Origin of the sequence: Rhizobium sp. OAE497, from assembly GCF_040546565.1 — a bacterium.
Classification (GTDB): Bacteria; Pseudomonadota; Alphaproteobacteria; order Rhizobiales; family Rhizobiaceae; genus Rhizobium.
In genome coordinates, this window is record NZ_JBEPOA010000003.1 from 139584 (window position 1) to 162597 (window position 23014).

The following is a 23014-nucleotide window of genomic DNA, read 5'->3' on the forward strand; positions in this document are numbered from 1 at the left end:
TTCGTTAAGCGCGGCGACTGAGCGTAGGTGCCTCGCTGAACCCAGTGTCGATCAATCTGATGTTGGAAAGGGCACCCCAACCTCTCGATCAGAGCGCCCTGTTCTGACGCCACGAGGTCTAGAAAGGCGCCAGGCCATCGAACAAAACATCGACGGTTTCCGCAACCACATTCCTATTGAGATCGGTGCGAACGGGAGTTGTTACCGTTATCCACAGAAAGCGAGAGGACAAAACGCCCGCATTTAGGACTTCTCTTCTTCGGTTGGAGTTTTGACGGGCGTTAACGACTACTCCGCCGCTATCGTGTGCAGCTTTGCAGTCGCCTGAATTTCTTCAAAAATCATGCAGCATCAGACTGCGTGATCAGCGTAGCCGGCTGGCCCAACAGGCTGACGAGTTCAACCGCCTTCCGGTCGAACGATACAAAGGTCTCTCCTCCCAACCATGCTCCATCATGTGCGATGACGCCGTCTGCGAAGTCGCCACCAGCTTCGAGCACTGCCAGTCCGGCTTCCACTGCAGGTCGGTTCATCGAAACGGTTCCGGCATCCAGCAGGTCGCGGATCGACAGTGCCACATCTTCTTTTGAGAGCTTGGCACCGCGCCGGAGCACCCACACGAATTCGCATAAGGTTGGCAACGAGATTGCGATGAGCGAAGCACGTTCAAGCATAGCCGCGGCCGCTTGCCCCTGTTGCGGGTCATCCTGCAAGACCGCGCGAGCCAGAACGTTAGTGTCTGCAATGACTTTCACGGTTCGCCGCTCCAGCCCGCAGCGCCGATCTCGTTCATTTCGTCGATGGAGAGAAGCCGTTCGGACTTACCGGCCCATGACGGCCGCCGCCCTGGTCAGCGACGTGATGGAAGCACGTGACGAGCGGCGTCTGCTCCGGTTCCAGAAGCAGATGGCATCTTACAAGCTACTGATCATCGGCGAGCTGGGCTTCGTACCGCTCTCCAAGACCGGTGCGGAGTTGCTGTTCGAGCTGATCTCGCAACGATACGAACGAGGCGCGACACTGATCACCAGCAATCTGCCCTTCGACGAATGGACGGAAACTCTGGGATCAGAGCGCCTCACCGGCGCACTGCTCGACCGCATCACCCACCACGTCAACATTCTCGAGATGAACGGTGACAGCTACCGTCTCGCCCAGAGCCGCGCCAAAAAGGCAAGCTAAAACTCCCTTCAAAAAATCGCCGCGCGGCCTGAGACCCTCGCTCGGGCTACGCCCTCCTGGCGGTCTCAGGCCAGCGCAAGAGTGGCCGACTTTTGCTCCGCCCCTTAGCCGGTTTTTACTCCGCCGTTGACAATCGTTCGTTGCTTCTCGTGTCCCCGCGAAGGCGGAAGCCTGTTGTTCCGTTTTCGGAGTTCTATCTGTTTGTTTTCACGGAGCGGTCACAGTGGTCATTCCCGGTTGTTTGCGAAAATGTTAAAAGTGCTTGGCCCGTCTTAATCGACTTCGATTATGACTGGACGCATCAGTACAGACCGGAATAACGTAAATTTTGAAAAAATTTACGGAATTCCGATTGAGTTCTTTTCCCTGGTCTGTTACGAAATTCCGTGTGGTTTCCTCAAAAGAACGGAATACCGTAATGCGTTATCGGATATTTGAGCGATTGGCTGATCAGATAGCCACCGCGCGCCAAGCGAGGGGCCTGCGTCGGACCGAACTAGCCGCACGTATCGGGCGCAGCCCCGCGCGTCTAACGGAGTTCGAACGGGACTTGACGAGCGGACGTTTGGGCAAAGACCGTTTAACTCTACTTGTCCAGATTTGCGACGCGCTCGATTTGGTGCCTGTAATCGTCCCGCGTCAGCATCTGCATGAGGTTGAAACGCTGCTGGGAACCAATTCAACCTTGCCACCTGTTTCTACACCTCCGAAATCGGTATTCAGCGAGGTGTTCGTGTCACTCAGTGACGAGGATGATGACTGATGGCCAAGACCCCGGCAATTCTCGGCGTCCATCTGCTTCATCAAGGGAAAGCTGTCCGAGTTGGCACGCTCACCCGCAGTGCAGCTGGTGAAACGGCATTTATTGTCGAGGAAGCCTATCTCCGCGATACGGGCCGTCCGATCCTCAGCCTCTCTTGGTTAGAGCCAGCCAGCGAGCAAGGCACAATGGAACGGCTTGCCTATCGCGGCGACAAAATTGGCATATTGGGCACTTTGCCACCCTGGTTCGCCGGCCTATTGCCTGAAGGCGCCTTGCACGATCTTGTATTACACGAAATGGGCGCTGGCGATCATGACCAGTTCGATCTCCTGACGCGGCTCGGTGCGGATTTACCTGGCGCGGTGTTAATCACGCCCGAAACTGAGACACCAACATCGGCTGGCCCGCTAAGGCTTGAACAAGTCGCTGGTTTTGACACCCCCCGTCCTCAGGGCACTGTGAAATTTTCCCTTGCCGGGGTTCAACTGAAATTTGCCGGCCGGATGGACGGAGATCGCTTGACCGTGCCGGCACGGGCGGGCGACGCACGGTGTATCCTGAAAGTCCCGACAGAACGTTTTTCCAATTTACCGGAACTCGAGTTTGCCGGAATGACGCTTGCCCGCTCAATCGGCGTAACGACTGCCGATTTCCGGCTGCTGTCCGTCGAACACGTAACGGATATTCGACCTGAATTCCTAAAGGCTGGCCCCCAAGCGCTTGTTGTCGATCGTTTCGACCGCGGCGCTGACGGTCTGCGTACCCACATGGAAGACATGGCCCAGATCCTTGGCGCGCTTGGCGAGCGCAAATATACGATGGGCACTGGAGAGACGGTGCTTAACATGATCCGACGGTTCAGCACCGATTGGAGGGCCGATGTCCTAGAAGGGTTTCGTCGCATTGTTGCCGACATATTGATCGGCAACGGCGATAACCATCTCAAGAATTGGTCCTTTCTGTTTCCAAGCCCAGGCGAGATCCGCCTGTCGCCAGCCTACGACATCGTCCCGACCGTGCTCTACATCCCCGACGACCAGATGGCGCTGCAGTTCGTCGACACCAGCAACTTTAACACCGTGACGGTTCGCCGCTTCCGTCGCGCGGCAAAGTTCTTAGGCCTTGAAGAAGATTGGATCGAAGCTGAGATTAGCAGGCAAGTCAAACACGCTGTCGAAGTTTGGCAGACCCTTGTCCCGTCCTTGCTCGACGAGAAGCGCGCAGTTCACTTCCTAGACAGGTTGAGAACGCTTACTCTTGTGCAGGAGGTGATCGGCTGAAACTGTTCAGGTCATGAGGTATTGAGGAGAAGACCGGCCGTGAAACGAGACGATCATGCTAGCCCATGTCGTGGCGGGACGCTGTAAGGCGCCGGGCGAGCCTCCATTTTTTCGCCTGCCCTTATTGGCTTTGCGGGACACCCCTGAGGAAGACGAACTTAGCACAAAGGTCTCTCCGCCCAACCACGCTCCGGTCATGTGCAATGACGCCGTCTGCGAAGTCGCGGCCAGCTTCGACTACTGACAATCCGGCCCTAACTGCAGGTTGGTTCATCGAAACGTTTCCGGCATCTAGCAGGTCGCGGATCGACTGTGCCACATCTTCTTTTGAAAGTTGGCACTGCGCCAAAGCACCCACACAAACTCACATACGCTTGGCAACGAGATTGCTATGAGCGAAGCGCGTTCAAGCAGAGCCGCAGCCACTTGCCCCTGTAGCGGGTCATCCTGCAAGACCGCGCGAGCCAAACGTTAGCGTCCGCAATGCGATTCCACGACGTTATCGAGGTCGTAAGCGTTATAAGTCCCCCCGCCCCAAGACCTCCAGAACCTGTTCTGCCGGTCTTTCATGGGCGTAGAACAGTTGTCCGTTGCCGCCGCCGCAAACCTTGAATCGGCGCATTACACCGCCTCCCGCGCAAAGAAGACAACAATCGGTAGCGTAGTCGAACCGTTTGGCCAGCTTGATGCGGGCTCCCAGGCCCTGAAGGAGCTCGGGACTTTGAATTCGCGGCTCTGGTCGTCACCCGTATCATGGAGGCTGCAGCGACGGAATTGCGCAAGATATCAGTAAGGGTCCTGCCGTCCGACATCTTGCCGTCCCATAATTCGATTTGGCATCGCATGTGTTGCACGGGGACGAGATGTCTGTCTCTTCGGCTATAGGTCAAGCAAAAGTCGGCCAGCGTCTGGAAGCGACATGGCCGTCACATCGTTGGGGAGGGGGAAGGTTTCCTGGCCGGGATAAACGACGATGCGCTTCTGCGGCTGGATCTCTTCGCAGGCAAAATAGAACCCCTTTTCGAGTTTTGGCGAAAGACTTCTCTTGATTTCCACTGCCCAAGGCTTCTCACCTGCAGGGGTCAGCAGGAGATCGATTTCGGCGCCGGCCGACGTGCGATAGAAGTTCGCAGCTGTGCCATCAGGTGCTGCCGCGATCAGCGTCTCGATCACGAAGCCTTCCCAGCTAGAACCGACAATCGGATGGCCGAGCAATTGCTCAGTGCTGCCAAGTCCCAGAAGCGCGTGAGCAAGGCCACTATCCCTGACATAGATTTTCGGTGATTTGACCAGTCGCTTGCCGACATTGGCATGCCATGGTTCGAGGCGGCGTACGAGAAGCAGGTCGACGAGAAGATCGAGGTAGGACGCAACGGTTTTTCCATCGACGCCCAGGGAGCGAGCAAGCTCGGCCGCGTTGAGGAGCCCTGACTGGCGATGTGACAGCATTGTCCAGAACCGTCTTAGCGTTTCGGCAGGGATGCGCGGCCCGAGAAGCGGAATATCGCGTTCGAGATAGGTGCGAATGAAATCCCGTCTCCAGCGCAGGCTCCCACGGTCGGTTGCCGCCAGAAAGCTGTCCGGAAAACCACCCCTTAGCCACAGCGTATCAAGTGCGTCGTCCGCGACTTCTAGCCCATCGACAGGTTGCATCTCAAGATAGGCAATACGGCCTGCGAGCGACTCGCCGGATTGCCTGAGAAGATCGATGGAGGCCGATCCGAGAAGCAAAAACTGGCCAGCGCGCCGACCGGCTCGTCGGGTGCGATCGATCAGGCCACGAAGGATCTGAAACACGCCTGGGAGGCGATGAACTTCATCGAGAATGACCAGCTTGTCGTCATGGCCCGACAGATAAAGCTCTGGTTCCGAAAGCTTGGCCCTGTCAGCCTCCGATTCCAGATCGAGATATATAGACGGCCTGGTTCTGCCGACATCGATTGCCAAGGTTGTCTTGCCGACCTGACGAGGTCCGAGCAAAGCCACGGCGGGACTTTCCTCAAGAAGAGCTAAAAGCTTGGATTCAATTCTACGCTCAATCATCATCCTTGCATTTATGGATATAAACTCCACAAATGCAAGGACCAATGCGTGGGTCCAGCTGGAGCTGTCTTGAGACAGGAGCCAGCTTTATCGGCCATCCTCTGCAACGGCGTATGGCGCTTCGTCAGGTTCAGCGGCGAAAGCGCCAACTCGCGCGACGTGAAGTTCTCGCTGGAGCGGACCGCAGCAGAAGGCAATTCCTCTGGCAGAGGTCGGCATGCTCCGCAATGGCAGCGACTGCGCTCATCTGCCGTCCCCGATCCGGTTGCCTTAAAGCCGCATAACAGCGAGGCAGATCCGTCCGATACTGTCCTATCATGCACCGAATGGAACGCCATGGCTGCTGCCAAACTCCATCAAGAGCGCTCGCAAGCCAGGCTGCGACGCTTCACGTGCAGCGATTGGGAGCGGGAACCAACTCTGCTTGCGAGTGCCTCTTTCCGGATATTCGAGAGCGATTTCCACCACTTCGATGAGGTGGACGGTGACATGGTAGCGATGCGGTGCGCTGTCCTTCACGTAGGCGAAGAAGCCGAAAATCGCCTGATCGATCCGACCGATAACGCCCGCTTCCTCAAAGGATTCGCGTTTAGCCGCGACGCCACTGGTTTCGCCTTCGTCTATATGCCCTTTGGGAATGCCCCATCTTCCGTTGCGACGACTGCCGATGAGCAGGATTTCAACCACCCCACCCTCACCCTGTCGGTAGCAGATGGCGCCAGCCTGCGTGATCTCGCGGGACGCTCCGGTCCCGGAAAAGTTTTCGTTCGCTTGCATGGCGTTCCCGAAATTCTTCCTATCTTCATTCGAACAATGACCGCGAAGTCGCGGCGGTCAGGCCGCTTTCCTTGTAATCGCAACCGGAGCATATCTTGTCGTCGGAAACCGAAATCAAGCTTGATCTTTCACAGGATGCCTGCGTCGCCCTCCTCGGATCCGATCTTCTTGGCGAGCCTGACAGAACTCTTCAGCAGCGTTCCACATATTTCGACACGCCCGAGCGCACACTGTGGAAGCAAGGTTATAGTCTTCGCATCCGGAAAGTCGGCGATGCGCGAACTCAAACGGTGAAGGCTACGGGGCCAAGCCGAGCGTTGTTTGCCAGGTCCGAGTGGGAAATACCAGTGGAAGGAGACGAGCCTGTTCTCGATCATACAAGCCCGCTGATCGGCGAGTTTGGCAAGGAACTAAGGCTCGAACCTGTCTTCGACGTCGTCGTCGAAAGGCGCCTCTGGAACGTTGACGAGAACGGATCCCGTATCGAGGTCGTCGGTGACCAGGGCGAGGTGATCTCCGGTGAGCGCCGCTCTCCGATCCGCGAGCTCGAAATTGAGTTGAAAGACGGAAGTCCTGGCGACCTCTTCGCGCTTGCAAGGAAGGTCGATGCGATCGCTGCCTTCAGGTTCGGCGTCATCTCCAAGTCCGAGGGGGGGGTCCTGCTAATCGATGCGCAGAAGACGGTCTTCAAGTCGGAACCAATCTACCTCGACCGCGGAGGGAGTCCCGCCTTTGCCTTCCAGTCGGTCGCACTGTCATGTCTGAGACATTTCCGGTTGAATGAAGACGTTTTTATGCGCGGGGGAAATCCTGAAGCCCTCCACCAGGCGCGGGTGGCCCTTCGGCGTCTGCGCTCGGCGTTTTCATTGTTCAAGCCGATCCTCGAAAACCAGGAGCCGCAATGGCTAAAGGATGAGCTGCGTTGGCTCGCTGGCGTGCTTGGGGAAGCCCGCAATGTCGATGTGCTTCTCGCCAAGGCCGTCGATCCGGATTTCATCTGGAGGCTGAAGACCGCAAGGAAAGCAACGTATCGCGACGCTCTCGACGCGTTGGAATCCTCCAGGACACGTGCGCTCATGCTTGACGTGGTCGAATGGCTCCAATGCGGCGATTACCTCTCGGGCGGCCTCGGGACAGGCGAAGCGTCGGATGCGTCGCAGGCTTTTGCGGCCGGGGTGCTTGAAAAGCAGCGCAAGCGTTTGAAAAAGGACGCGCGCGCGCTAAAGAAGCTGGACGACCAAGATCGGCACGAAATCCGGAAAGATGCGAAGAAGTTCAGATATGCAGCGGAGTTCTTCGCCTCGCTTTTCGATGACAAGCGCAGCGCGCGGCGGCATAGCAAGTTCCTCAAGGCAATGGAAGCCCTGCAGGACCAGCTCGGCGCTCTCAATGATCTCGTCACTGAGCCTGATGTGCTGAACCGACACGGTCTATCGAATCACCCTGCCGCCGACACTGTCATGTATCACGGTGCCAAGGGCAAACTGATCGATGCCGCACAAGACGCGCTCGATGAGGTGCTGGACACGAAGCGCTTTTGGAGGCTTTAGCCGTCAGGCGTCGTCGCCGTCATGTATTGTTTGGACGTAGCCTTAACCTCTTTCGACCTTGGCGTCCGATCAGTCCGGGCTGATGGTTGAGGGCGGTCGGATCGGGTCCTTGGAGGCGTCGTCATTGAAAGCGCGTTCGGCTTCCTCGTTCGCCCTGGTAATCTCTGCAGCCTCTTCTTCGCTGACTTGTTGCCCCTCGCCGGCACGCTTCCAATGATCGTCGTGCTTTCCCTCTGGGCGACCTTCATCCTCCCAAATCTTATAAGCCCGGTCGCGCCTGTCGTTTTCCGTATCCATTCGATGAACTCCTGTTGCGGCTGCCACCATAAGATCTGGAATGGCCGATCGTTCCATTGGAAGGTTCTCAGCCGGTCCGGCGAGCCCTGCCCTGCCGAAGCAACAGGTGATGAAGGTACCGTCAATTAGTGACACGCCTATGAAGCTCGGCGAACGTTCCTGCACGACTGCTGGCATGGCATCCCCCGCCCTTGTACCGCCGCCGACTGTCAAGAAAGTTTCATAAACAATAACTCGATCAGCAGCCGGGTGTCAGGTAGAAGTCCGGCAGCAGAAGGCAACCTGATGAAGGAGAAAGCCATGGCGGAGACAGCTAGCATCGCAAAGACCGTGGCATCGCTCGCCCGGCCAGGCATGAAGCCAAAAGAGCTGATTTCTGCGGTGCGAACAGAACATCCCGAAGCCACGAAAAAGGATATCGCACGCGCTGCGTTCTATGCGGTCATCCTCGCCTCCGAAGAAATGTCGAACCGAGTGGAAGAATTACACGATATCGCAATCGAGACGCGTAACAGCAGTGACGACAGCGCGTTGAATGACCACTGAATGGGTTCCTGGGAACTCTCACACCCATTCTCGGTTGGATCACGAGATTGGCGGTGATTGGATGGTTGCCATAGATAGTCCGACCGCGCCTGCTGCTGAATATCAGCAGATCGGCGCAATATGCATGCGACTACAGGACCACGGCCCCGAAGTGCTGCTGATTACCACACGCGAAACCGGCCGTTGGATGATCCCGAAGGGATGGCCGATCGCCGGCCTCCTCCCGCATGAGGTCGCCGAGCGGGAGGCGTGGGAGGAAGCCGGCGTTATCGGAAAGGTCAAGCGCAGGATCTTTGGCGAGTTCAGGTACGCGAAGATCCTCTCGGACGGTAGCAAGGTCGAGCCGCTGGTGTCGGTTTATGTTATCAAGGTCCGTTGTCGTAAGAAGCGTTTTCCCGAACGGGCGGAACGAGACGTCATATGGATGAATCCCACGGACGCTGCTCTAAAGGTGCAAGTACCCGAACTGCGAACTCTGTTGCAAGATTTCGCTCGCAGTTTGACACTGGGCTCTGACAAAATCTGGTGATGCCTTAGCTAAGCTTCTCGCTAAGCGGCGAACAGAAGGCAGCTTGAAAGAGCGTTGCTGACCTTCTTTTTTTGTGATGGACAAGCCTGGCGGGGACACCGCTCCAACGCGCGACAGAATTTCCGGGTAGACCGGGCAGGTGGACATTCCAACGGCCGTCGGAAGACTTTGCGTTGCGTCTTTCCAACGGAACGCCGGATCTACCCGCGCCAACCGGACGGGCAGCGCGTGCCGGAGCCGCTCGTCGTGTCGGTCGACCTCTCCGACATCAAACCGAGCTGACATGGATTGCTGCTCGGCCTGAACCGGGCGGCGCGCAGACGCTCGGTTTCGCCTCGCGGAGCTTCGCTCTTCCGCTAGAGCGTCGCGAGCTATCTTGTTGGTTCCTTCGCGGACCTTGCGGTCGCCTTGATGCGGTCAGCAAGTTTAAGCCGTCATCGTCTGACCGAACGACAGCGGACGAGTTGCTTGACCGCAGCCCGACGAGCGCCCTTCCTGTAATGACCAGGACTGGGAGGTGCATCGTCGTCGGAGGCCCCGATCAGTCGCGGGAAGTCAATAGTTCGCGAAGACGGTTCTTGTCGGTGACGCCGGCCTGAAACCATCCGAGAAGATCCTTCGCGGCGGCATGCGCCTCGGGACAACCGGAATCGATTGATTTGGCCTCGCAGAATTCTTTCACAAGGCCCTGTACCATCAAGACTTCGTCCGGTCCCAACGGCTGCTTCCCGCCACTGTCGAACGCCTGGAACATCGCACCCTCCTTCGCACGAGCGTCTATGCACGTGAGGGAGCCTACGCCGATCCCACGACATTGCAACGACGTCGCGTGGAACCCACCCGACGTCTGAGCATTTCGGAGGCATGAGACCGTTGTTCCTCGCATTGTCTGAAGCAGTTGTTCGGGTTGCCGGTCACCGTTTCACGGTCGCAGGGGCGTTCGCACTCGTAATGCTGTGGTGCGCGGCTGGCGCGATGTTCGGCCTGCCAACGGAATGGTTCCTGCTTTCAAACATGATCGGCACGAGCGCGGCGCTGTTCGTTCTTTTGATCATGCAGCATTCGCAGAACCGCGACATGGCGGCCTTGCAAGTCAAGGTGGACGAACTCATCCGCTCGAGCGAAGCTGGCAATCACATGATCGGGATCGAGCGGCTTGAGGCCGAGGAGCTTTCCCGGCTTGCACGGGAGCGTCAGGCAGGTGTCTGAACTCGCACGACGCTCCTGCAGCACAAGCACGCTGGCGCCCTCACCCTGCACGTCCCAAAGCGTACTGGAACAAAGCTCGGATGACGGGGCTTCCTTTCGTCGAAGGAAAACCTCTCATGTCCCATAACATTGCTATCCCATCCGCCTACGTCCTGCTCATCCTGTTGCCTGCTCTATCTTCGACGAAACCGGCCAGCCGTTGATCATGACAAACAAACTGCCTTGGCGAGTGAGTACGCCGACCCTTCAAGCGAGTGTTCATCGATAAGCTTTCTTATCGAAATCCTACTTCCCGCTACGCACACCCGGAACAACCGCCCGATTTCGTCCGTGACGAGCTCACCGACAAGTTCGGAGGGCTAGCGATCCAAATCATCGACGAGAGCCTGAAGCAACATTGAGTTCGAGGCCTTCTGAAGCAGACCCGATGGCGATTCATGGACCAACTGGTCCTACGGTAACGAGGCAAACGGCAAGAGCGTGCTCGCTGGCATTCTCGGCCGCTTACGATGACTGCCTATCGTTCTTGTAGGGCTAGTGCTTAAGAAGCATAAAAAGCGCAGCGCACCGAGATCGTGGCGCTGCCCGCTCCAATAACTCATAGTGAGGCGCTGCCTTGGCAAGATTGCCTCTCTCCGGACCTGCACGCTTTTAGCCGGATATCCGATTAACCATTTCCAATATTCTTCTAGTGCCAGTAGTGTCCGAGGTGGGGGAGATAATCTATGGGAAAATCTGACAGTGATGCATTCAATGTGATCGTGCCTTTTGATTTGCAAAAGGCGGATCTACTTTTGCGTACGCTCAGCCACCCGATCCGATACTATATGACGGAACTGATGCTTGAGAGGGAGCGGACCGCCGTCGACTTCCAAGAGATCATCGGCATCACCGAAGGTGCTGCTTTGCAACATCTACGAGTGCTGAAACAGGCCGGCGTCGCCAAAGCGCGGCGGAGAGCCCAGACTTTCTATTATTTTTCGCGATCGGTTGAGGCGGCCACGCTGCTTGCTTGTGTCACGGAAATTACCATGCAGTACTCGTCGGCGACTAAGTCTCGTTGAGTTACTCGTCACCGACCTCGATGCCGCGGCACCAAAGGGACGCGACAATGGTCGACAAGCAAATTTGCATCACTTAACCTGCAGACGGGGATTCGCTGTATCAATCGTTGCCAGATGAGCGAAAAGCTCCTCGGCGGACATTGCGAAAATCAGGACAATGACCCTCCACGGTGGTCCCGACGCTGAAAGAGGCCGCGAATGGTCATCGCTGCAACTCGGTTCGCCGGGATTGCCGCTGCAGATGCCAAATTTTCCATACCGCATTTGAATGACTAGCTCGCCGCAGATCTTTCGCAGAGTGGAAAGCTGTTAGGCGTCGATGGACCACTTCCCGTGCCCGTCATTGGCGTCCCGCGCTCGCTAAGCTCACGCATAGGCTTGAGCGCAGACTGGCGCTACGAAGTGTCGTCGACGAGGGCGCGAGCGAGCTTAAGCGCGTTTTCACGATAAGTGAACGAATGGCTTCTAAAACGGCGCGAGCGATGGAGAGGTTTGATGTGGTCCCTAGCGTTTATCAGTGTCATTATTTGGACAGTCGTATCCGGGCTAGGAGGAGGCGCGGTCGGATCGCTGGCACTTGCCTTAGCAGCTTCATTTGGCGCTGGTGTCATTGGAATTTGTCTCAAGTGGGGCGAGCGGAGCCTATGGATCGGCATAACGGCCGGGCCCGCATTGCTGCTGATCATTCTGCTCTCGGCGGCCATATCAGACCGTATGGCTCGGCGTCTGCAAAACAGGAAGCGTTCTAAATTTTTCACCTGAAGGTTTATGGATCTTTCAGTTGTTCTCGGCGGACAATCACGATCTCTTGGTCTGCCGATGACGGTCGGAGTTACCGTCTTTTTCGATCTAGTGGCCGTCGACATGGCCAATCGACCAGGCCCTTCCTGTTCCGAGCGTTCAGGCTCAACGGGCTTCCGACGAGCGTAGCACGATACCCACTAAACCACCTCACCAGCGTACGTTTCCGCGATCGTCTCCGCGACGCATCAGACGACACAGTGATCCTCTTCAGCATTTCAATTCGGAGGCTTACGGTCGAGGCAAGCCCGTCTCGCATTCACCGATGTCAGTGGACCGCGCAGAATGGCGCTAAATCAACGATAGGATAGTGCTTCGAGGATAGCCTTCCACGACTGGCTGTCCGGCGCCGCTAGGAGGTGACCCTTTGCAACTGTTGGTCGATACGGCTGGCCCGTAGTGGTTGCTGCATAACCACCCGCTTCCGCGTGAATCAATATCCCAGCCGCGTGATCCCATGGGTTCATGCCTTCGTTTAAGCAAAAGCTCATGGCACCCGTTGCCAACATCCGGTATTCCCAGGCTGAACAGCGCCAAGATGTGACGCGGCTAAAGTTCAACACGCCCAACGCAACCGAAGCGCGCGTTTGAGCTTCGAATGCGTGAACTGCTGCAAAACCTTGCATTTCATTTACTGAACCTCCCCCCGCGACCGCCAGCCGCGTGGAAGCTCCATCCGCCCCCACATGCCAAGCGCCCCCGCCGGGTCGGGCAATGAGGAAGTCCCCAAGCACCGGATAGTGTATAATGCCGGCGATGGTTCTACCCCGTGATACGATCGCCAGGATACTGCCGAACATCGGCGAACCGTGTGCGAAATGCCACGTGCCGTCTAACGGATCAACGACGGCGGCTAGGTCGGCTCCGGAGAGACGATCCAACAACGATGGATCTTCTGACACCGCTTCCTCGCCGATTATCACGATGTCGGGCAGCCTCGTCCTCAGCTTTTCAGCAATCAGATGCTCGGACGCAATATCCGCATCAGTTACGATATCGTCAAAGCTTGTCTTGGCACGCTTCGAGTCAGAGGAGACAGATCGGAATCGCGGCAGAATTTCCTCGACCGCTGCATCGCGTAGATAGCTCATAAGCTCTTCAAGTAGCTCTTCAGCAACACTTTCCATACTGCAACGTGTCCAGATCGCTTGCGCGCTTGTCCAGCTAAATGTCTATCGTGATTCCCACCGGAGACAGCCAAATGATATCAGTTTCAACACGCCCACAAGCCCGCTATTTGCCCCACTGCCCCGCCTCCGGTAAACGGCTGTGCTGTTTCACCCAAAAATGATGGTAGACACGGCCACCGCTTCGGTTAACGTGCGTGTAGGCATTGGCTAAGCAGACACCATTGCCAAGAGATTATCGTTAGACTTAATACAGTCCGGCGATGACCTCACCAAAGTCTTTGGCGGTTGCGGCCCTGTCATAGCGGTCTGCGGATCCCGTTGGAGAATGGCTCTCCTACCCTCACCGCGGGTGCGCCGATAGCGCTTTTTGTAGACGCAAAAAGATGCGCCGCACACAGCAGAATACGACGCATCTTCTCGAAGGATCACCGTGGGCTAGCAGGTCGTGTGCACGTCTTAGACAATGCGCCCGCAGTGACCGCATTCGAACTGCTTGTATCAATGAAAGTTTCCAGCCGGCAAAAAAATAACGCCAGTGCAACACTGGCGCTAAGTTGGTCATCCATTGGGAGCGCCTCCCAACGCGGGAAAGGAAAGAAGAATGGCAAGCCAATCTCTCGTCGGGCGACCCCTATTTAACATCGACCGGCAGCTGGAGTTCCCGTCTGCCACCGTACCAACGGCAAATCCTACCGTGGTTGGCACGGCAACAGAAAGCTCACGCGACTGAGACGCGCGCGGCTTATTAGTCGTTTCGTGTTAGAGGATCAGAAAACCGTTTGGCCCCTACGGCGGTCGCCAATGAGATGCTGATTGGCATCCCGGATTAGGCAGACAGGCCGAGATCACTCAATGGATTGCGGCACCGCCAACCGGTCCTTCGACGACCTTACGTATGGTGGAAACTAAGCGAGCGGTCGAGGTGATGATTTCCGTTGCAATGTCCTCATCGCCCTCACCTACCTCGACGGCCATCTCGCCGACCGCGGCTGCTGCATTGGCGACCAAAACTGAGAGGGCGACCCTTTCGCGAGGGACTCGGCGGGCGAACGCCTCCAAGGTGGCACTGAAGTTGAGGAGGACCGCCGTCATCTGCTCGGGCGTCATTCCAAGCGGCTTTAGTGTGTCTGGCAAAACAGTGACTCACATAGGGAGAAATCGCGTCGACGATAAGCGGCTGGTTCATTCGAACTCCGGCGCTCATGGAGGTGATTCTAGCAAGCTAGGGCGAAACATCGTCTGTTCAAGGTCGGCCGCGGATGTCCTCGCCTCCAGCGCCCCAAGCCTGTCACGATGATCGCCAGCCGCGATGTCCTCCCTCCGTCCGTATTAACTGACCCCGTTTGAACACTGCCAATGTTGTCAACTGACGAGCTGTAAACGGGATCTTATCCGCATCATCGCGGGGACCGACCGTGAGGAAGCGGCTACGGCCGGCGACCTATTGGCCGAGCCAGTTGTACTCGGCAATGGATACTTTCCCTGACTTCTTGTCGTAAAGACATATCAGGTTGACCATTTTTTTGGTCTTGGTGTTCCTTTCGCGAAGCAGGATTGCGATTTTTCCCACAGTGTCATCGAAGAGGATCGGTGTAGTCGCTTCCGGGGAAACCATCCGTGACTGCCCGATGCACTTGCCATTGGCCTTTGCAAAGAGGCCGTTCCAAGCTGCGTCACTTGAAGCGTCGGCGATCTGCGCGAGGGAGAGACAGCATACGATGGTGGCGAGTGGAAATTTTAGCATTAGGGTCCTCGTCTCGAATCTGCCAACATTGGCGCGACTTTTCTTGCGAGGAAAAGTGGCATGATCGCGGCCTCATTTGTTGGAAGTTCACGTCGTAAAGGCTTTTGACATCGTTTCGCTTGACGGACATATAGGCATGGCTTTCAAGTGGCCGCTTGCCAGGCAGTCCAAGGAAGGCGCGAATGGAAGCAGGCCTCGACACTATCGTACACATTGCCGGGGACCCGATCAGCCAATTCGTAACGCTGGTGTTGTTGTTGGTCCTGGCGAGGATAATCGTTCAAGGGAAGGCCACTGACCGTTTCCTTATTCACATCGGTTTCTTTGTCCTCCTCACAATCCTACTTGTCGGCCATGACGTCGCACCATGGACGACGGTGATCGACGATGAAGACCTCCCCCACAGGATGTTCATTGGCATTGCGAAGGCGACCTGGTGGGCAGGCGGAGCGATGGTTATCGCAAGCTCGGTTCGCGTCTACCTCATCATCGAGCGTAAACCGCGTGAAGGTCGCCTCCTGCAAGATCTATTGGTTGCCATCATATACATTGGAGCGGCCCTATCCATAATCGCCTTTGTGTTCGACCTTCCCGTGCGGACGCTCATTGCAACATCCGGGGTATTCGCTATCGTCTTAGGGCTGGCTCTGCAAAGCACGTTGAACGACGTGTTCTCTGGCATAGCGCTGAACCTGGGGCGTCCTTACTCGGTTGGTGACTGGATTGAAGTTGAGGGCGGCGTTCGCGGTCAAGTCGTCGAAACCAACTGGCGCTCCACTCACCTTCTTAACGACGCCAATGATCTTGTCATCGTGCCAAACAGCGCGTTGGCCAAGGCAACGCTGACCAACCTGACTGGCGGCGACGCCATCCATGGCTCAAAAGTGGTAATCCGGGCGCTGCCGTCGAAGTCGCCGGCGCTGATCGAAGAGACCATGAGGACGGTGCTGCTGAGCGCCAATTCGATTTTGAAGTCGCCGCCCCCGTCGGTATCCGTTACCGCACTGGACGGTTCCGCTGTTGAAGTTGAGCTCTCGTTCAAGGTTTCGAGCCTTGGGCAAACTGGCGTGGCGAAGAACGAAATCTTCGACCTTGTGTATAGGCACGCGAAGGCGGCGGGGATCCAATTGTCCTTGGCGGCGAACGCATCGGCGGTGATGAACCCTGATCCCGGATCGAAGCACCCGGGAACGCCGTGGAGGCTACTGACGTCCATCCCGCTCTTCTCGACGCTTACCGAGGATGAGATGGAGGCTCTGGCCAACAGCATGGAGCGTCTGGCGTTCAAGAAGGGCGTCGTCATCGCTCCACAAGACGCTTCGATGACATCGTTGATGATCGTTCGCAGTGGCGTCGTCACGATCGAACGCGTCAGTGATCATGGAAGAGAAGAACTCACCCGGCTGGCTCCAGGCGACCTCTTCGGTGAGCGCGGCGTGCTGATGGGAGCGCCCGAGCCGGCAACCATGCGCGCCCTGACATTTGTTGTGGTCTACGAGATCTCCAAAGAACACCTGGCCAGCGTGATGCACCAGCGCCCGTCCTTGGCGGAGGAACTCAGTCAACTTCTGGCAAAACGTGTCGAAACAGAAGAACACTTAAAGATCGATGGGCGCTCTGCGGTTGAAGATCATCCGGTGTCGCTTGCCGCTCGAATACGCCACCTCTTTGGCGTGCAGCAACGGAGCATCCCTTAAGCAAGGGTTCAGACAACCTCGTTGGCGTTCGGGGCTGCCATCGTTGATGGCCGGCCGCAAGCGAGATGTGCTTATGAAAAGCAAACAAGGGGAAGACTTGTGTCACCCGGAAAATTTTCTGATTTCGCTCGGTGCGCTTCTTCCATAGCCTACAACCACCCCACTGCCCCGGGTCGGCCTCTGCGGGAGCCAGCGTCCTACAGTGACGGAAGTCCCGGCGATTATATCGGTGATCGAGAGTCTTGCTCTTGCTGAAATCATAGCGGCATTCGGCGCTGCGTACCATCCCACGCCCACGCCACTATCAAGGTCCAAGATCCCAAACTGGACGATGAAATCCCTACACAGTACGGGATAGTTTTGCGAGCTACACGAGGACTAAAACCGCGTGAGACGCTGGCCGATATTCTCGCAGGAGCGTCTCTTCATAGCGCTCACAGGGACCGTTAACAAACCGTCATACTCGCTGGATTTCGGCGTGCTTGACGCTATCTCACGGCGATGGCCGACACACGTTTTCCAACAGCACTCCATATCGTCGTCACTGTAGCGGTGAATGAGGCCGCCGGCGTGCGAACGACAAGCCCCATCCTTGCCGAAGCTTTGAATACGAACGCTAGTTTCGTGCGAAAACTTGTTTCCACGTTAACGAAGGCGGGCATTTTGGCGTCCAAGGACGGATCGGGCGGCGGTATCGGCCTGGCTAGAAAATCCGAAAAAATCCAACTTATCGAGATCTACAACGCGATACTGCCCGATCAACGATCATGGGCCGCACGCGAAAAAATCCCTTCTTTGTGCGCAGTAACACGTAATATCGGCACCATCAGCGATCAACTCGGCGAGCATGCTGACGCTGCAGTAGCCAGAGTGCTGGGTGGAGTATCCATCGCCGACTGCGTCGCCAAAATCGCGGAACTAGAAACATCCGCTAAAACCGGAATCTAAGCAGACGTTCCTCACTGTGATTGGTGGCAAATTGACAGTCGGCGCGCTTGGAGCCGAATGAAACACCGGTCCGGAGCTTAAGCGACCGGAGGACCAGTCAGTGACGTACAGCCTGTTTAGCTGTTAGCGATGCGATTTTGATCATCAGTTCATCCATTTGGACCGGCTTGCTGAGGCAGGGAACTCGTGCGAAGCGTTTTGGCATGCGGCTGCGATCATAGCCGGTCACGAAGACAAACGGCACTTTCCGATTATATAGAATATCGGCCAGTTCGAATACATTTTCCGAACCGAGCCGGACATCGAGAACCGCAAAATCGACGGCCGCTTTCGCCAAAGCTCCCAAGGAGCCTTGTAGATCTGGATAAGGGCCGATAACGTTCGCGCCATGTTCTTCCATCGCCAATTCGATATCGACGGCCAGTAGATATTCGTCCTCAACGACGAGGACGTTTCGTCCAATGAGATCACTGAACATCATCGACGGTCCCATCCTTTTCTGAGCAGGACATCATACGCTGGTTAAGCAATTTGCGAAAAGAGAGAAGATGGTTTGAAACCGTACAGATATGGAGTACGCGCCATCATGCGGTGCGAATAACTACGGCTTCCGGGACTGTGGCCAAGCCCGTGTGTTCGGATCATGCAGGGTATCAAGAATCATTTTGTGACCCCTTGATACGGCTTTCCCACCATGGGATCGTCTATTTTCCGTGCCGATCCTACCGCCGCAGCCCGGCAAGAAACGAAAAATTATAAATCCCGTGACCATGAGCTCGCATGTCGGCGTTTGCGGTGAACGCGCGCTCCGCTCACCCCAAGTCGGGGCATTACAGTGACTTAAGCTCCACCAGTTCGCGCACTTGGTTGAACACGGAAGCCTCCACGCGTCGTAACCGGCCTATCAGTCTGGCCTCATCGTCGGTCACAAGGACTACCTCGCGTCTTTGCGCTACTTCCCCGCGCACAAAATACTCCATTGGGAGGCCGAACAGCTGGGCAATGTGGTGGAGCGAAGCCGCGGTCACCCGGTTTTCGCCCTGCTCGTATCTCTGGAGCTGCTGGAATGATATTCCTAGCCTCTCCGCAACAATCTTCTGCGATAATCCCGCATTCTTTCGAACTTCCCTTAACCGAACGCCGATCTGCAAATCGATTGCCTTGGTCCCGCTTTTCTTGATCGTTTCCAGTTCCATCAACGTCCCCCGACGATATATGTGTCGTCTATCTAAGGCATCCTGGCATCGTTTCACAAACCAAAAGGGATGCAGAGATGGCCGTCGCGACAATTGGATTAGATATCGCGAAGAACGTTTTTCAAGTCTACGGGGCGGACGAAGCAGGCGAGCAACTGTTCAACAGGAAGATAGCGCGCACGGCAATCCTGACTACTTTCGTAAGCTGCCGCCATGCGTTGTCGCGATGGAGTCTTGTGCGACAGCCCACCATTGGGGCCGCTCGATTGCCGCGCTCGGTCATGAGGTCCGCCTGATCCACCCCACATATGTGAAGCCGTTCGTCAACCGTGACAAGACCGATGCGAACGATGCCGAGGCGATCCACGCAGCATCTTCCAGGAAGTCGATGCGCTTCGTACCGGTCAAGTCGGCAGGTCATCAAGCCTCTACGATGCTGTTCAAAACGCGGGCGCTCCTGGTGCGTCAGCGCGTTCAAGCAGTAAATGCGTTGAGAGCCCACCTAGCCGAATTTGGCATCGTTTCTCGTCCGGGAGCTGCCAATGTTCCCACATTGGTTGCAGCGGTCCGCAACCGAACAAACACCATCTTGCCGCCGCAGGCCAGGGCTGCTCTCAGGATCATTGCGAAGCAGATTGACAGGCTGTCTCAAGATATCGCCGGTCTCGAAAAGGCATTAAAGGCTCATGCGAAGGCTGACGATGAAATGAGGAGGCTCATGACGATCCCAGGGGTGGGACCGATGACCGCCACTGCCGTCAAAGCATTCGTACCGGATGCCAAGATCTTCAAGTCTGCGCGTCACTTCGCTTCATGGACGGGCCTTACTCCCCGAACGCTCTCGAGCGGCGAGCGTACCTGGACTGGCGGCATCACCAAAAGGGGCAACTGCGAACTGAGATCGTTGATCGTCGCGGGAGCTATGTCTGTCGTTCGAAACACCAAAGAGGATGCGCGCAGCTGGGTGGCCTCGTTGAAGCGACGACGTCCCTTCAAAGTTGCGGCGGTCGCCCTTGCCAATAAAATTGCAAGGACAATCTGGGCGCTTCTTGTTAACGGTGGCATTTATAATCCGGAACTGCTGGCATAGCCGGCGCGGCTGGTTAACACGGGCCGCTTAGCTTCGGCCGGAATGCCGATCATCGAATGCACAGCAGGCGAGCAACACCGACGAATACCCTGTGCTTGTGAGCACGCTCGAGTGACGGGTGCGCTTGTCCCGCGTACGTCGCTGAGGCTCATTGCAAGCCCTTGCATGGAAGCCGTACACTTGGTTGCAGCATAAGATGTGAGGTAGCTGGCCGGGCGGATCGCAATGACTTGCGATCCGCCTCTTAGCTTCCTCTGCTCCTCATGAGAATACGGCATTTACCCCCTTGCCTTGTATGACAAGTTTGGATCAGATGCGGGAAAGCTCAATGTATGGAGAGGTCGTATGACACGCCTACTAATTCGCGCTACTTTGGCTCTGTGTGGTTTCATCATTCCAGCCGCCGCCTACGCTCATACCGGAGCGGGTGCTCCATCCGGGTTCGCGCACGGCTTCGCGCATCCGATATCAGGTATTGATCACACTCTTGCGATGGTGCTGGTCGGTCTACTGGCTTTCCAGCTTGGCGGACGAGCTGTTTGGCTCCTGCCGATGGCATTTACCGGTTTGATGATTGTTGGAGGGATCCTGGGCATCGCCGGCGTGAACCTGCCTATGGTGGAAACCGGTATTGCCGTCTCGGTGATCATCCTCGGAGCATCGGTCGCGTTCAGGATCAAGACACCGACGGCTGCAGCAATGGGTGTTGTCGGCCTCTTCGCCTTGTTTCATGGGCACGCTCACGGAGCAGAGATGCCTGGAAGTGTGTCCGGCCTCACCTATGCCATCGGCTTTCTCGCTGCGACTGCATCGCTTCATTTGGTGGGGATCGGAACCGCATTGCTGTTTAGCCAGCTTGATCAACGCCGAGGCGCAATCATTACTCAAGTAGCGGGCAGCGTCGCGGCGCTCGCCGGGGTCGGTCTCGTCCTCGGCATCCTCTAATAACCGACAAGCAAGAGAAACGCTCCCAATCGTCGCAGAGCTAGCGCCGAAACGATAGGCAGGCCGCTGTTCGGACGGGAGCCCAGCTGGACTTTCGGAGGGGTGTTCTTAGCCAGCGTATCGGCTGCATCCTATCAGCGTTGACAGGCCCCATTCTCCAGCGTGGGGCTTTTTTCTCAACTTCTACTGAACCGCCGCCTAGCGCGCTCCACTACACGTTCGGGACCCGCGCGAACAAAAACCCTTTGTCCAGACCTGCGCCTGGTTATGAACGCACCGCGATGGTCATCGCCAGGTCACCGTCATCTGCCAGTCTTGGAACTCGACCGACACTCTGGCGTTACACGATTTCACAAAGAGGAGACGTAGCATGTCGACAGAAAATCGATCGGCCTGCCCATCCCGGTCGGCATCATAACCCCTGAGGATGGCTACCAGCAGCAAACCGAGGTCATACCGGCAAAGGAGCCTGACGACCTAGCCTCAGCCACTATTCGATCCGTTGACGCGCTGTGGCTCGCGCCGATGAAATTCACGCTCGCAGCCACATTGGCAACTGCAGCCCTCTCGCTCAATCCTTTGTTCGCGTTGAAATTATACCAGCCGGGTAAGCCGTTGGCCTAAGGCGTCGAGAGCGTATTTCAGTCGAACCTGTGACCAAGTCGGCACGAAGGCCTTCGCGGCGTTTGCACCCCGCTCTTCGATTGCGGGCTGCAGGTTTGATTTAGGCCGGGGAACATCCCGGCGCCAAGACTGTTTCTGGACGACACCAATGAGGAGGACCAAAAATGTCGAAAGATCTCAGTGTTGGCTTCACTGGCATTCCACGCGAACCCGCGACGGGTGTGCGCAAGGTGGCGAAGAACGCTGTGGACACTGTACGGCGCGAAACGAGCGCCGTTGCGGCAGGGGCAGCCGATCACCCACACACGGCAACTGGGCTCCTGCTCGGCGTAGGAGCATTGGCGTTTATGGCGGGCTTCGTCTTCGGCCGCGGGGCTGCGGATCACACCTCCACTTGGCGATAGCTGGAAGGCTTGCAACAGCCTGCTCGAATATGGCCGACGTACCCGGGTAAAGCCGAACGGCTGACTTGGGCTGAGGTCGGCTGGCAGGGACAAGCAAATGGTTGCCAACGGCACCAAAAAATCTTCAGACGGATAAGGTCTTCCGCTTATGCCAACGCGGCGAAAGGGACGCCAGATTGCTTGTAGGTTAAATAGTCGAGCTCTCCGGTCTGCGCGCGTTGAGCGAAGGCCGGAAGCCGAGCTGGGATTGACGTACCGGCAAAGCGCCGCATAAAACATCCAGATGACATGATGACTATGGGCCTGGTGAAACGGGGTCCAGTCTCTTCAAGGTACCGGTCCTATCTCACAATCGCTTGAAGATTACGCACGTGGCAGCTTCCTGTCTCTCGATATCGAAGGCGACGGTAACAAAGACCAGCGCCCGGTTGAAATCTCCCTGTGCCAGTTCGATGGCGGGCTGTTTACCCGGGAGTGGCACTGGTTGGTCGACCCTGGAAGAGCGATCAGCTACTTTGCGACAAAAAAGCATGGGCTGCGTGACGGCGACGTCAAGGGAGCGCAAGCATTTGCGGAAATCTCACATGAGATTGCCGTGGCCGTGGAAGGACGGGTCTGCGTCGCTCATGATGCGATCGGCGACCTCTTGATGCTTGGCGAGGGCGATGTTCGAACACTGGACCTGCCAAGTCGAATCTTCTGCACCTACCGAATGGCCAAGGCCGCCATCGCTCGCGGCCAGCCGGTCAGCCCCGGGGTGGTGAGCTTGAGCGAATGGCTCGGAATCGGCGAGCCGCCCGAGACGTTGCAGCGGCGCACTGTTCATTCAAGCTCGCTCGACGCGTGGCGGACCGGGCAAATTTTTCTTGCCCTCGCTTTGCAGCTGGCCGGGAACGTCCCGGCAGATCGGCAAGAGATCGACCGCTTCTGTATCGGACAAAAATCTTTGCAGTCCGTCAAAGCAAAACTCGCAAAGCGTCGATCAAAGGCCGTTTGACCGACCGAAAACCGCCCATCGGCGCCAATGCCCCGACGCCGTCACCATTGACCCGTCATCGGCAGCCCTGGCATCGCTACACCCGCCAGCTCGAGTGCATGGTTATCAGTTTGCCGGGCCAGGCTCGATGAGGGACTGTCGTCTTTGGACATGATCCGGTCGGCGAGCTTTCGTCAACCGGCTCATGTTTTTCGGCTT

At 56.8% G+C, this 23014-nt stretch carries 22 protein-coding genes and 3 pseudogenes; 14 read left to right on the forward strand and 11 right to left on the reverse strand.

Annotation, left to right across the window (positions count from 1 at the left end):
- Positions 1 to 341: 341 nt before the first annotated feature.
- The gene (locus ABIE40_RS27100; protein WP_199629974.1) at positions 342 to 755 is read right to left on the reverse strand and encodes a type II toxin-antitoxin system VapC family toxin; all 414 of its coding nucleotides are present in this window, start codon (positions 753 to 755) and stop codon (positions 342 to 344) included.
- Between the two features lie 79 nt (positions 756 to 834).
- Between ABIE40_RS27100 and ABIE40_RS27105 the strand changes: the two are divergent.
- From ABIE40_RS27105 to ABIE40_RS27115, 3 genes and pseudogenes are all read left to right on the forward strand, one after another.
- A pseudogene (locus ABIE40_RS27105) lies at positions 835 to 1182 on the forward strand (ATP-binding protein); the annotation flags it as partial.
- A 328-nt stretch (positions 1183 to 1510) separates the two neighbouring features.
- Positions 1511 to 1945 (forward strand): helix-turn-helix domain-containing protein, encoded by a 435-nt coding sequence (locus ABIE40_RS27110; RefSeq protein ID WP_199629975.1) that lies wholly within the window; start codon positions 1511 to 1513, stop codon positions 1943 to 1945.
- Complete coding sequence (locus ABIE40_RS27115) at positions 1945 to 3225, forward strand: type II toxin-antitoxin system HipA family toxin (RefSeq protein WP_199629976.1); 1281 nt, start codon at positions 1945 to 1947, stop codon at positions 3223 to 3225. The genes ABIE40_RS27110 and ABIE40_RS27115 overlap by 1 nt, the downstream gene beginning before the upstream one ends.
- A gap of 162 nt (positions 3226 to 3387) precedes the next feature.
- On the opposite strand, the pseudogene ABIE40_RS27120 reads toward ABIE40_RS27115, so the two are convergent.
- The 3 genes and pseudogenes from ABIE40_RS27120 to ABIE40_RS27130 all read right to left on the reverse strand — a co-directional run.
- Positions 3388 to 3693 (reverse strand): annotated as a pseudogene (locus ABIE40_RS27120) (PIN domain-containing protein); the annotation flags it as partial.
- A gap of 411 nt (positions 3694 to 4104) precedes the next feature.
- Positions 4105 to 5268, reverse strand: a complete 1164-nt coding sequence (locus tag ABIE40_RS27125) for an ATP-binding protein (RefSeq protein ID WP_199630011.1) — start codon at positions 5266 to 5268, stop codon at positions 4105 to 4107.
- A gap of 315 nt (positions 5269 to 5583) precedes the next feature.
- On the reverse strand, positions 5584 to 6045 hold the full coding sequence (locus ABIE40_RS27130) for an NUDIX hydrolase (protein ID WP_148194847.1): 462 nt from the start codon (positions 6043 to 6045) through the stop codon (positions 5584 to 5586).
- A gap of 95 nt (positions 6046 to 6140) precedes the next feature.
- On the opposite strand from ABIE40_RS27130, the gene ABIE40_RS27135 reads away from it, so the two are divergent.
- A complete protein-coding gene (locus ABIE40_RS27135) occupies positions 6141 to 7595 on the forward strand; it encodes a CYTH and CHAD domain-containing protein (RefSeq protein WP_199629977.1) in 1455 nt (484 codons plus the stop codon).
- 69 nt (positions 7596 to 7664) lie between these two features.
- Here ABIE40_RS27135 and ABIE40_RS27140 read toward each other — a convergent pair whose 3' ends face one another.
- Positions 7665 to 8069 carry a DUF2934 domain-containing protein gene (locus ABIE40_RS27140; RefSeq protein WP_354541174.1) on the reverse strand — a complete coding sequence of 135 codons (405 nt, stop codon included), beginning with the start codon at positions 8067 to 8069 and terminating at the stop codon, positions 7665 to 7667.
- A 108-nt stretch (positions 8070 to 8177) separates the two neighbouring features.
- Between ABIE40_RS27140 and ABIE40_RS27145 the strand changes: the two genes are divergently transcribed.
- Both ABIE40_RS27145 and ABIE40_RS27150 read left to right on the forward strand, forming a co-directional pair.
- Positions 8178 to 8438 (forward strand): hypothetical protein, encoded by a 261-nt coding sequence (locus ABIE40_RS27145; RefSeq protein WP_148194849.1) that lies wholly within the window; start codon positions 8178 to 8180, stop codon positions 8436 to 8438.
- 61 nt (positions 8439 to 8499) lie between these two features.
- The gene (locus ABIE40_RS27150; protein WP_148194850.1) at positions 8500 to 8967 is read left to right on the forward strand and encodes an NUDIX hydrolase; all 468 of its coding nucleotides are present in this window, start codon (positions 8500 to 8502) and stop codon (positions 8965 to 8967) included.
- Positions 8968 to 9508: 541 nt separating this feature from the next.
- On the opposite strand, the gene ABIE40_RS27155 is transcribed toward ABIE40_RS27150, so the two are convergent.
- Positions 9509 to 9721, reverse strand: a complete 213-nt coding sequence (locus ABIE40_RS27155) for an acetyltransferase (RefSeq protein ID WP_148194852.1) — start codon at positions 9719 to 9721, stop codon at positions 9509 to 9511.
- 110 nt (positions 9722 to 9831) lie between these two features.
- Between ABIE40_RS27155 and ABIE40_RS27160 the strand changes: the two genes are divergently transcribed.
- Entirely contained in the window at positions 9832 to 10176 is a 345-nt protein-coding gene (locus ABIE40_RS27160; RefSeq protein ID WP_112712701.1) for a low affinity iron permease family protein, read from the forward strand.
- A gap of 725 nt (positions 10177 to 10901) precedes the next feature.
- Positions 10902 to 11240 (forward strand): ArsR/SmtB family transcription factor, encoded by a 339-nt coding sequence (locus ABIE40_RS27165; RefSeq protein WP_148194853.1) that lies wholly within the window; start codon positions 10902 to 10904, stop codon positions 11238 to 11240.
- 1097 nt (positions 11241 to 12337) lie between these two features.
- Here the strand turns inward: ABIE40_RS27165 and ABIE40_RS27170 are convergent.
- From ABIE40_RS27170 to ABIE40_RS27180, 3 genes are all read right to left on the reverse strand, one after another.
- Entirely contained in the window at positions 12338 to 13168 is an 831-nt protein-coding gene (locus ABIE40_RS27170) for an inositol monophosphatase family protein (RefSeq protein WP_148194854.1), read from the reverse strand.
- 852 nt (positions 13169 to 14020) lie between these two features.
- Positions 14021 to 14278 carry a hypothetical protein gene (locus ABIE40_RS27175; RefSeq protein WP_246777738.1) on the reverse strand — a complete coding sequence of 86 codons (258 nt, stop codon included), beginning with the start codon at positions 14276 to 14278 and terminating at the stop codon, positions 14021 to 14023.
- A gap of 334 nt (positions 14279 to 14612) precedes the next feature.
- A complete protein-coding gene (locus ABIE40_RS27180) occupies positions 14613 to 14915 on the reverse strand; it encodes a hypothetical protein (RefSeq protein ID WP_148194855.1) in 303 nt (100 codons plus the stop codon).
- 182 nt (positions 14916 to 15097) lie between these two features.
- On the opposite strand from ABIE40_RS27180, the gene ABIE40_RS27185 reads away from it, so the two are divergent.
- Entirely contained in the window at positions 15098 to 16612 is a 1515-nt protein-coding gene (locus tag ABIE40_RS27185; RefSeq protein WP_148194856.1) for a cyclic nucleotide-binding domain-containing protein, read from the forward strand.
- Between the two features lie 501 nt (positions 16613 to 17113).
- The gene (locus ABIE40_RS27190; RefSeq protein ID WP_199629978.1) at positions 17114 to 17560 is read left to right on the forward strand and encodes an RrF2 family transcriptional regulator; all 447 of its coding nucleotides are present in this window, start codon (positions 17114 to 17116) and stop codon (positions 17558 to 17560) included.
- Between the two features lie 97 nt (positions 17561 to 17657).
- Here the strand turns inward: ABIE40_RS27190 and ABIE40_RS27195 are convergent, their stop codons facing one another.
- Entirely contained in the window at positions 17658 to 18041 is a 384-nt protein-coding gene (locus ABIE40_RS27195) for a response regulator (RefSeq protein WP_199629979.1), read from the reverse strand.
- Between the two features lie 349 nt (positions 18042 to 18390).
- Positions 18391 to 18756 carry a helix-turn-helix domain-containing protein gene (locus ABIE40_RS27200; protein ID WP_112712719.1) on the reverse strand — a complete coding sequence of 122 codons (366 nt, stop codon included), beginning with the start codon at positions 18754 to 18756 and terminating at the stop codon, positions 18391 to 18393.
- Positions 18757 to 18833: 77 nt separating this feature from the next.
- Here ABIE40_RS27200 and ABIE40_RS27205 point away from each other — a divergent pair.
- The 4 genes and pseudogenes from ABIE40_RS27205 (at position 18834) to ABIE40_RS27215 (ending at position 22816) form a co-directional block, all read left to right on the forward strand.
- A pseudogene (locus tag ABIE40_RS27205) lies at positions 18834 to 19846 on the forward strand (IS110 family RNA-guided transposase).
- Between the two features lie 345 nt (positions 19847 to 20191).
- Complete coding sequence (locus ABIE40_RS27210) at positions 20192 to 20791, forward strand: HupE/UreJ family protein (protein ID WP_199629980.1); 600 nt, start codon at positions 20192 to 20194, stop codon at positions 20789 to 20791.
- Between the two features lie 788 nt (positions 20792 to 21579).
- On the forward strand, positions 21580 to 21819 hold the full coding sequence (locus ABIE40_RS31065; RefSeq protein ID WP_112712727.1) for a hypothetical protein: 240 nt from the start codon (positions 21580 to 21582) through the stop codon (positions 21817 to 21819).
- Positions 21820 to 22213: 394 nt separating this feature from the next.
- A complete protein-coding gene (locus ABIE40_RS27215; RefSeq protein ID WP_354541265.1) occupies positions 22214 to 22816 on the forward strand; it encodes a 3'-5' exonuclease in 603 nt (200 codons plus the stop codon).
- Positions 22817 to 23014: the final 198 nt, after the last annotated feature.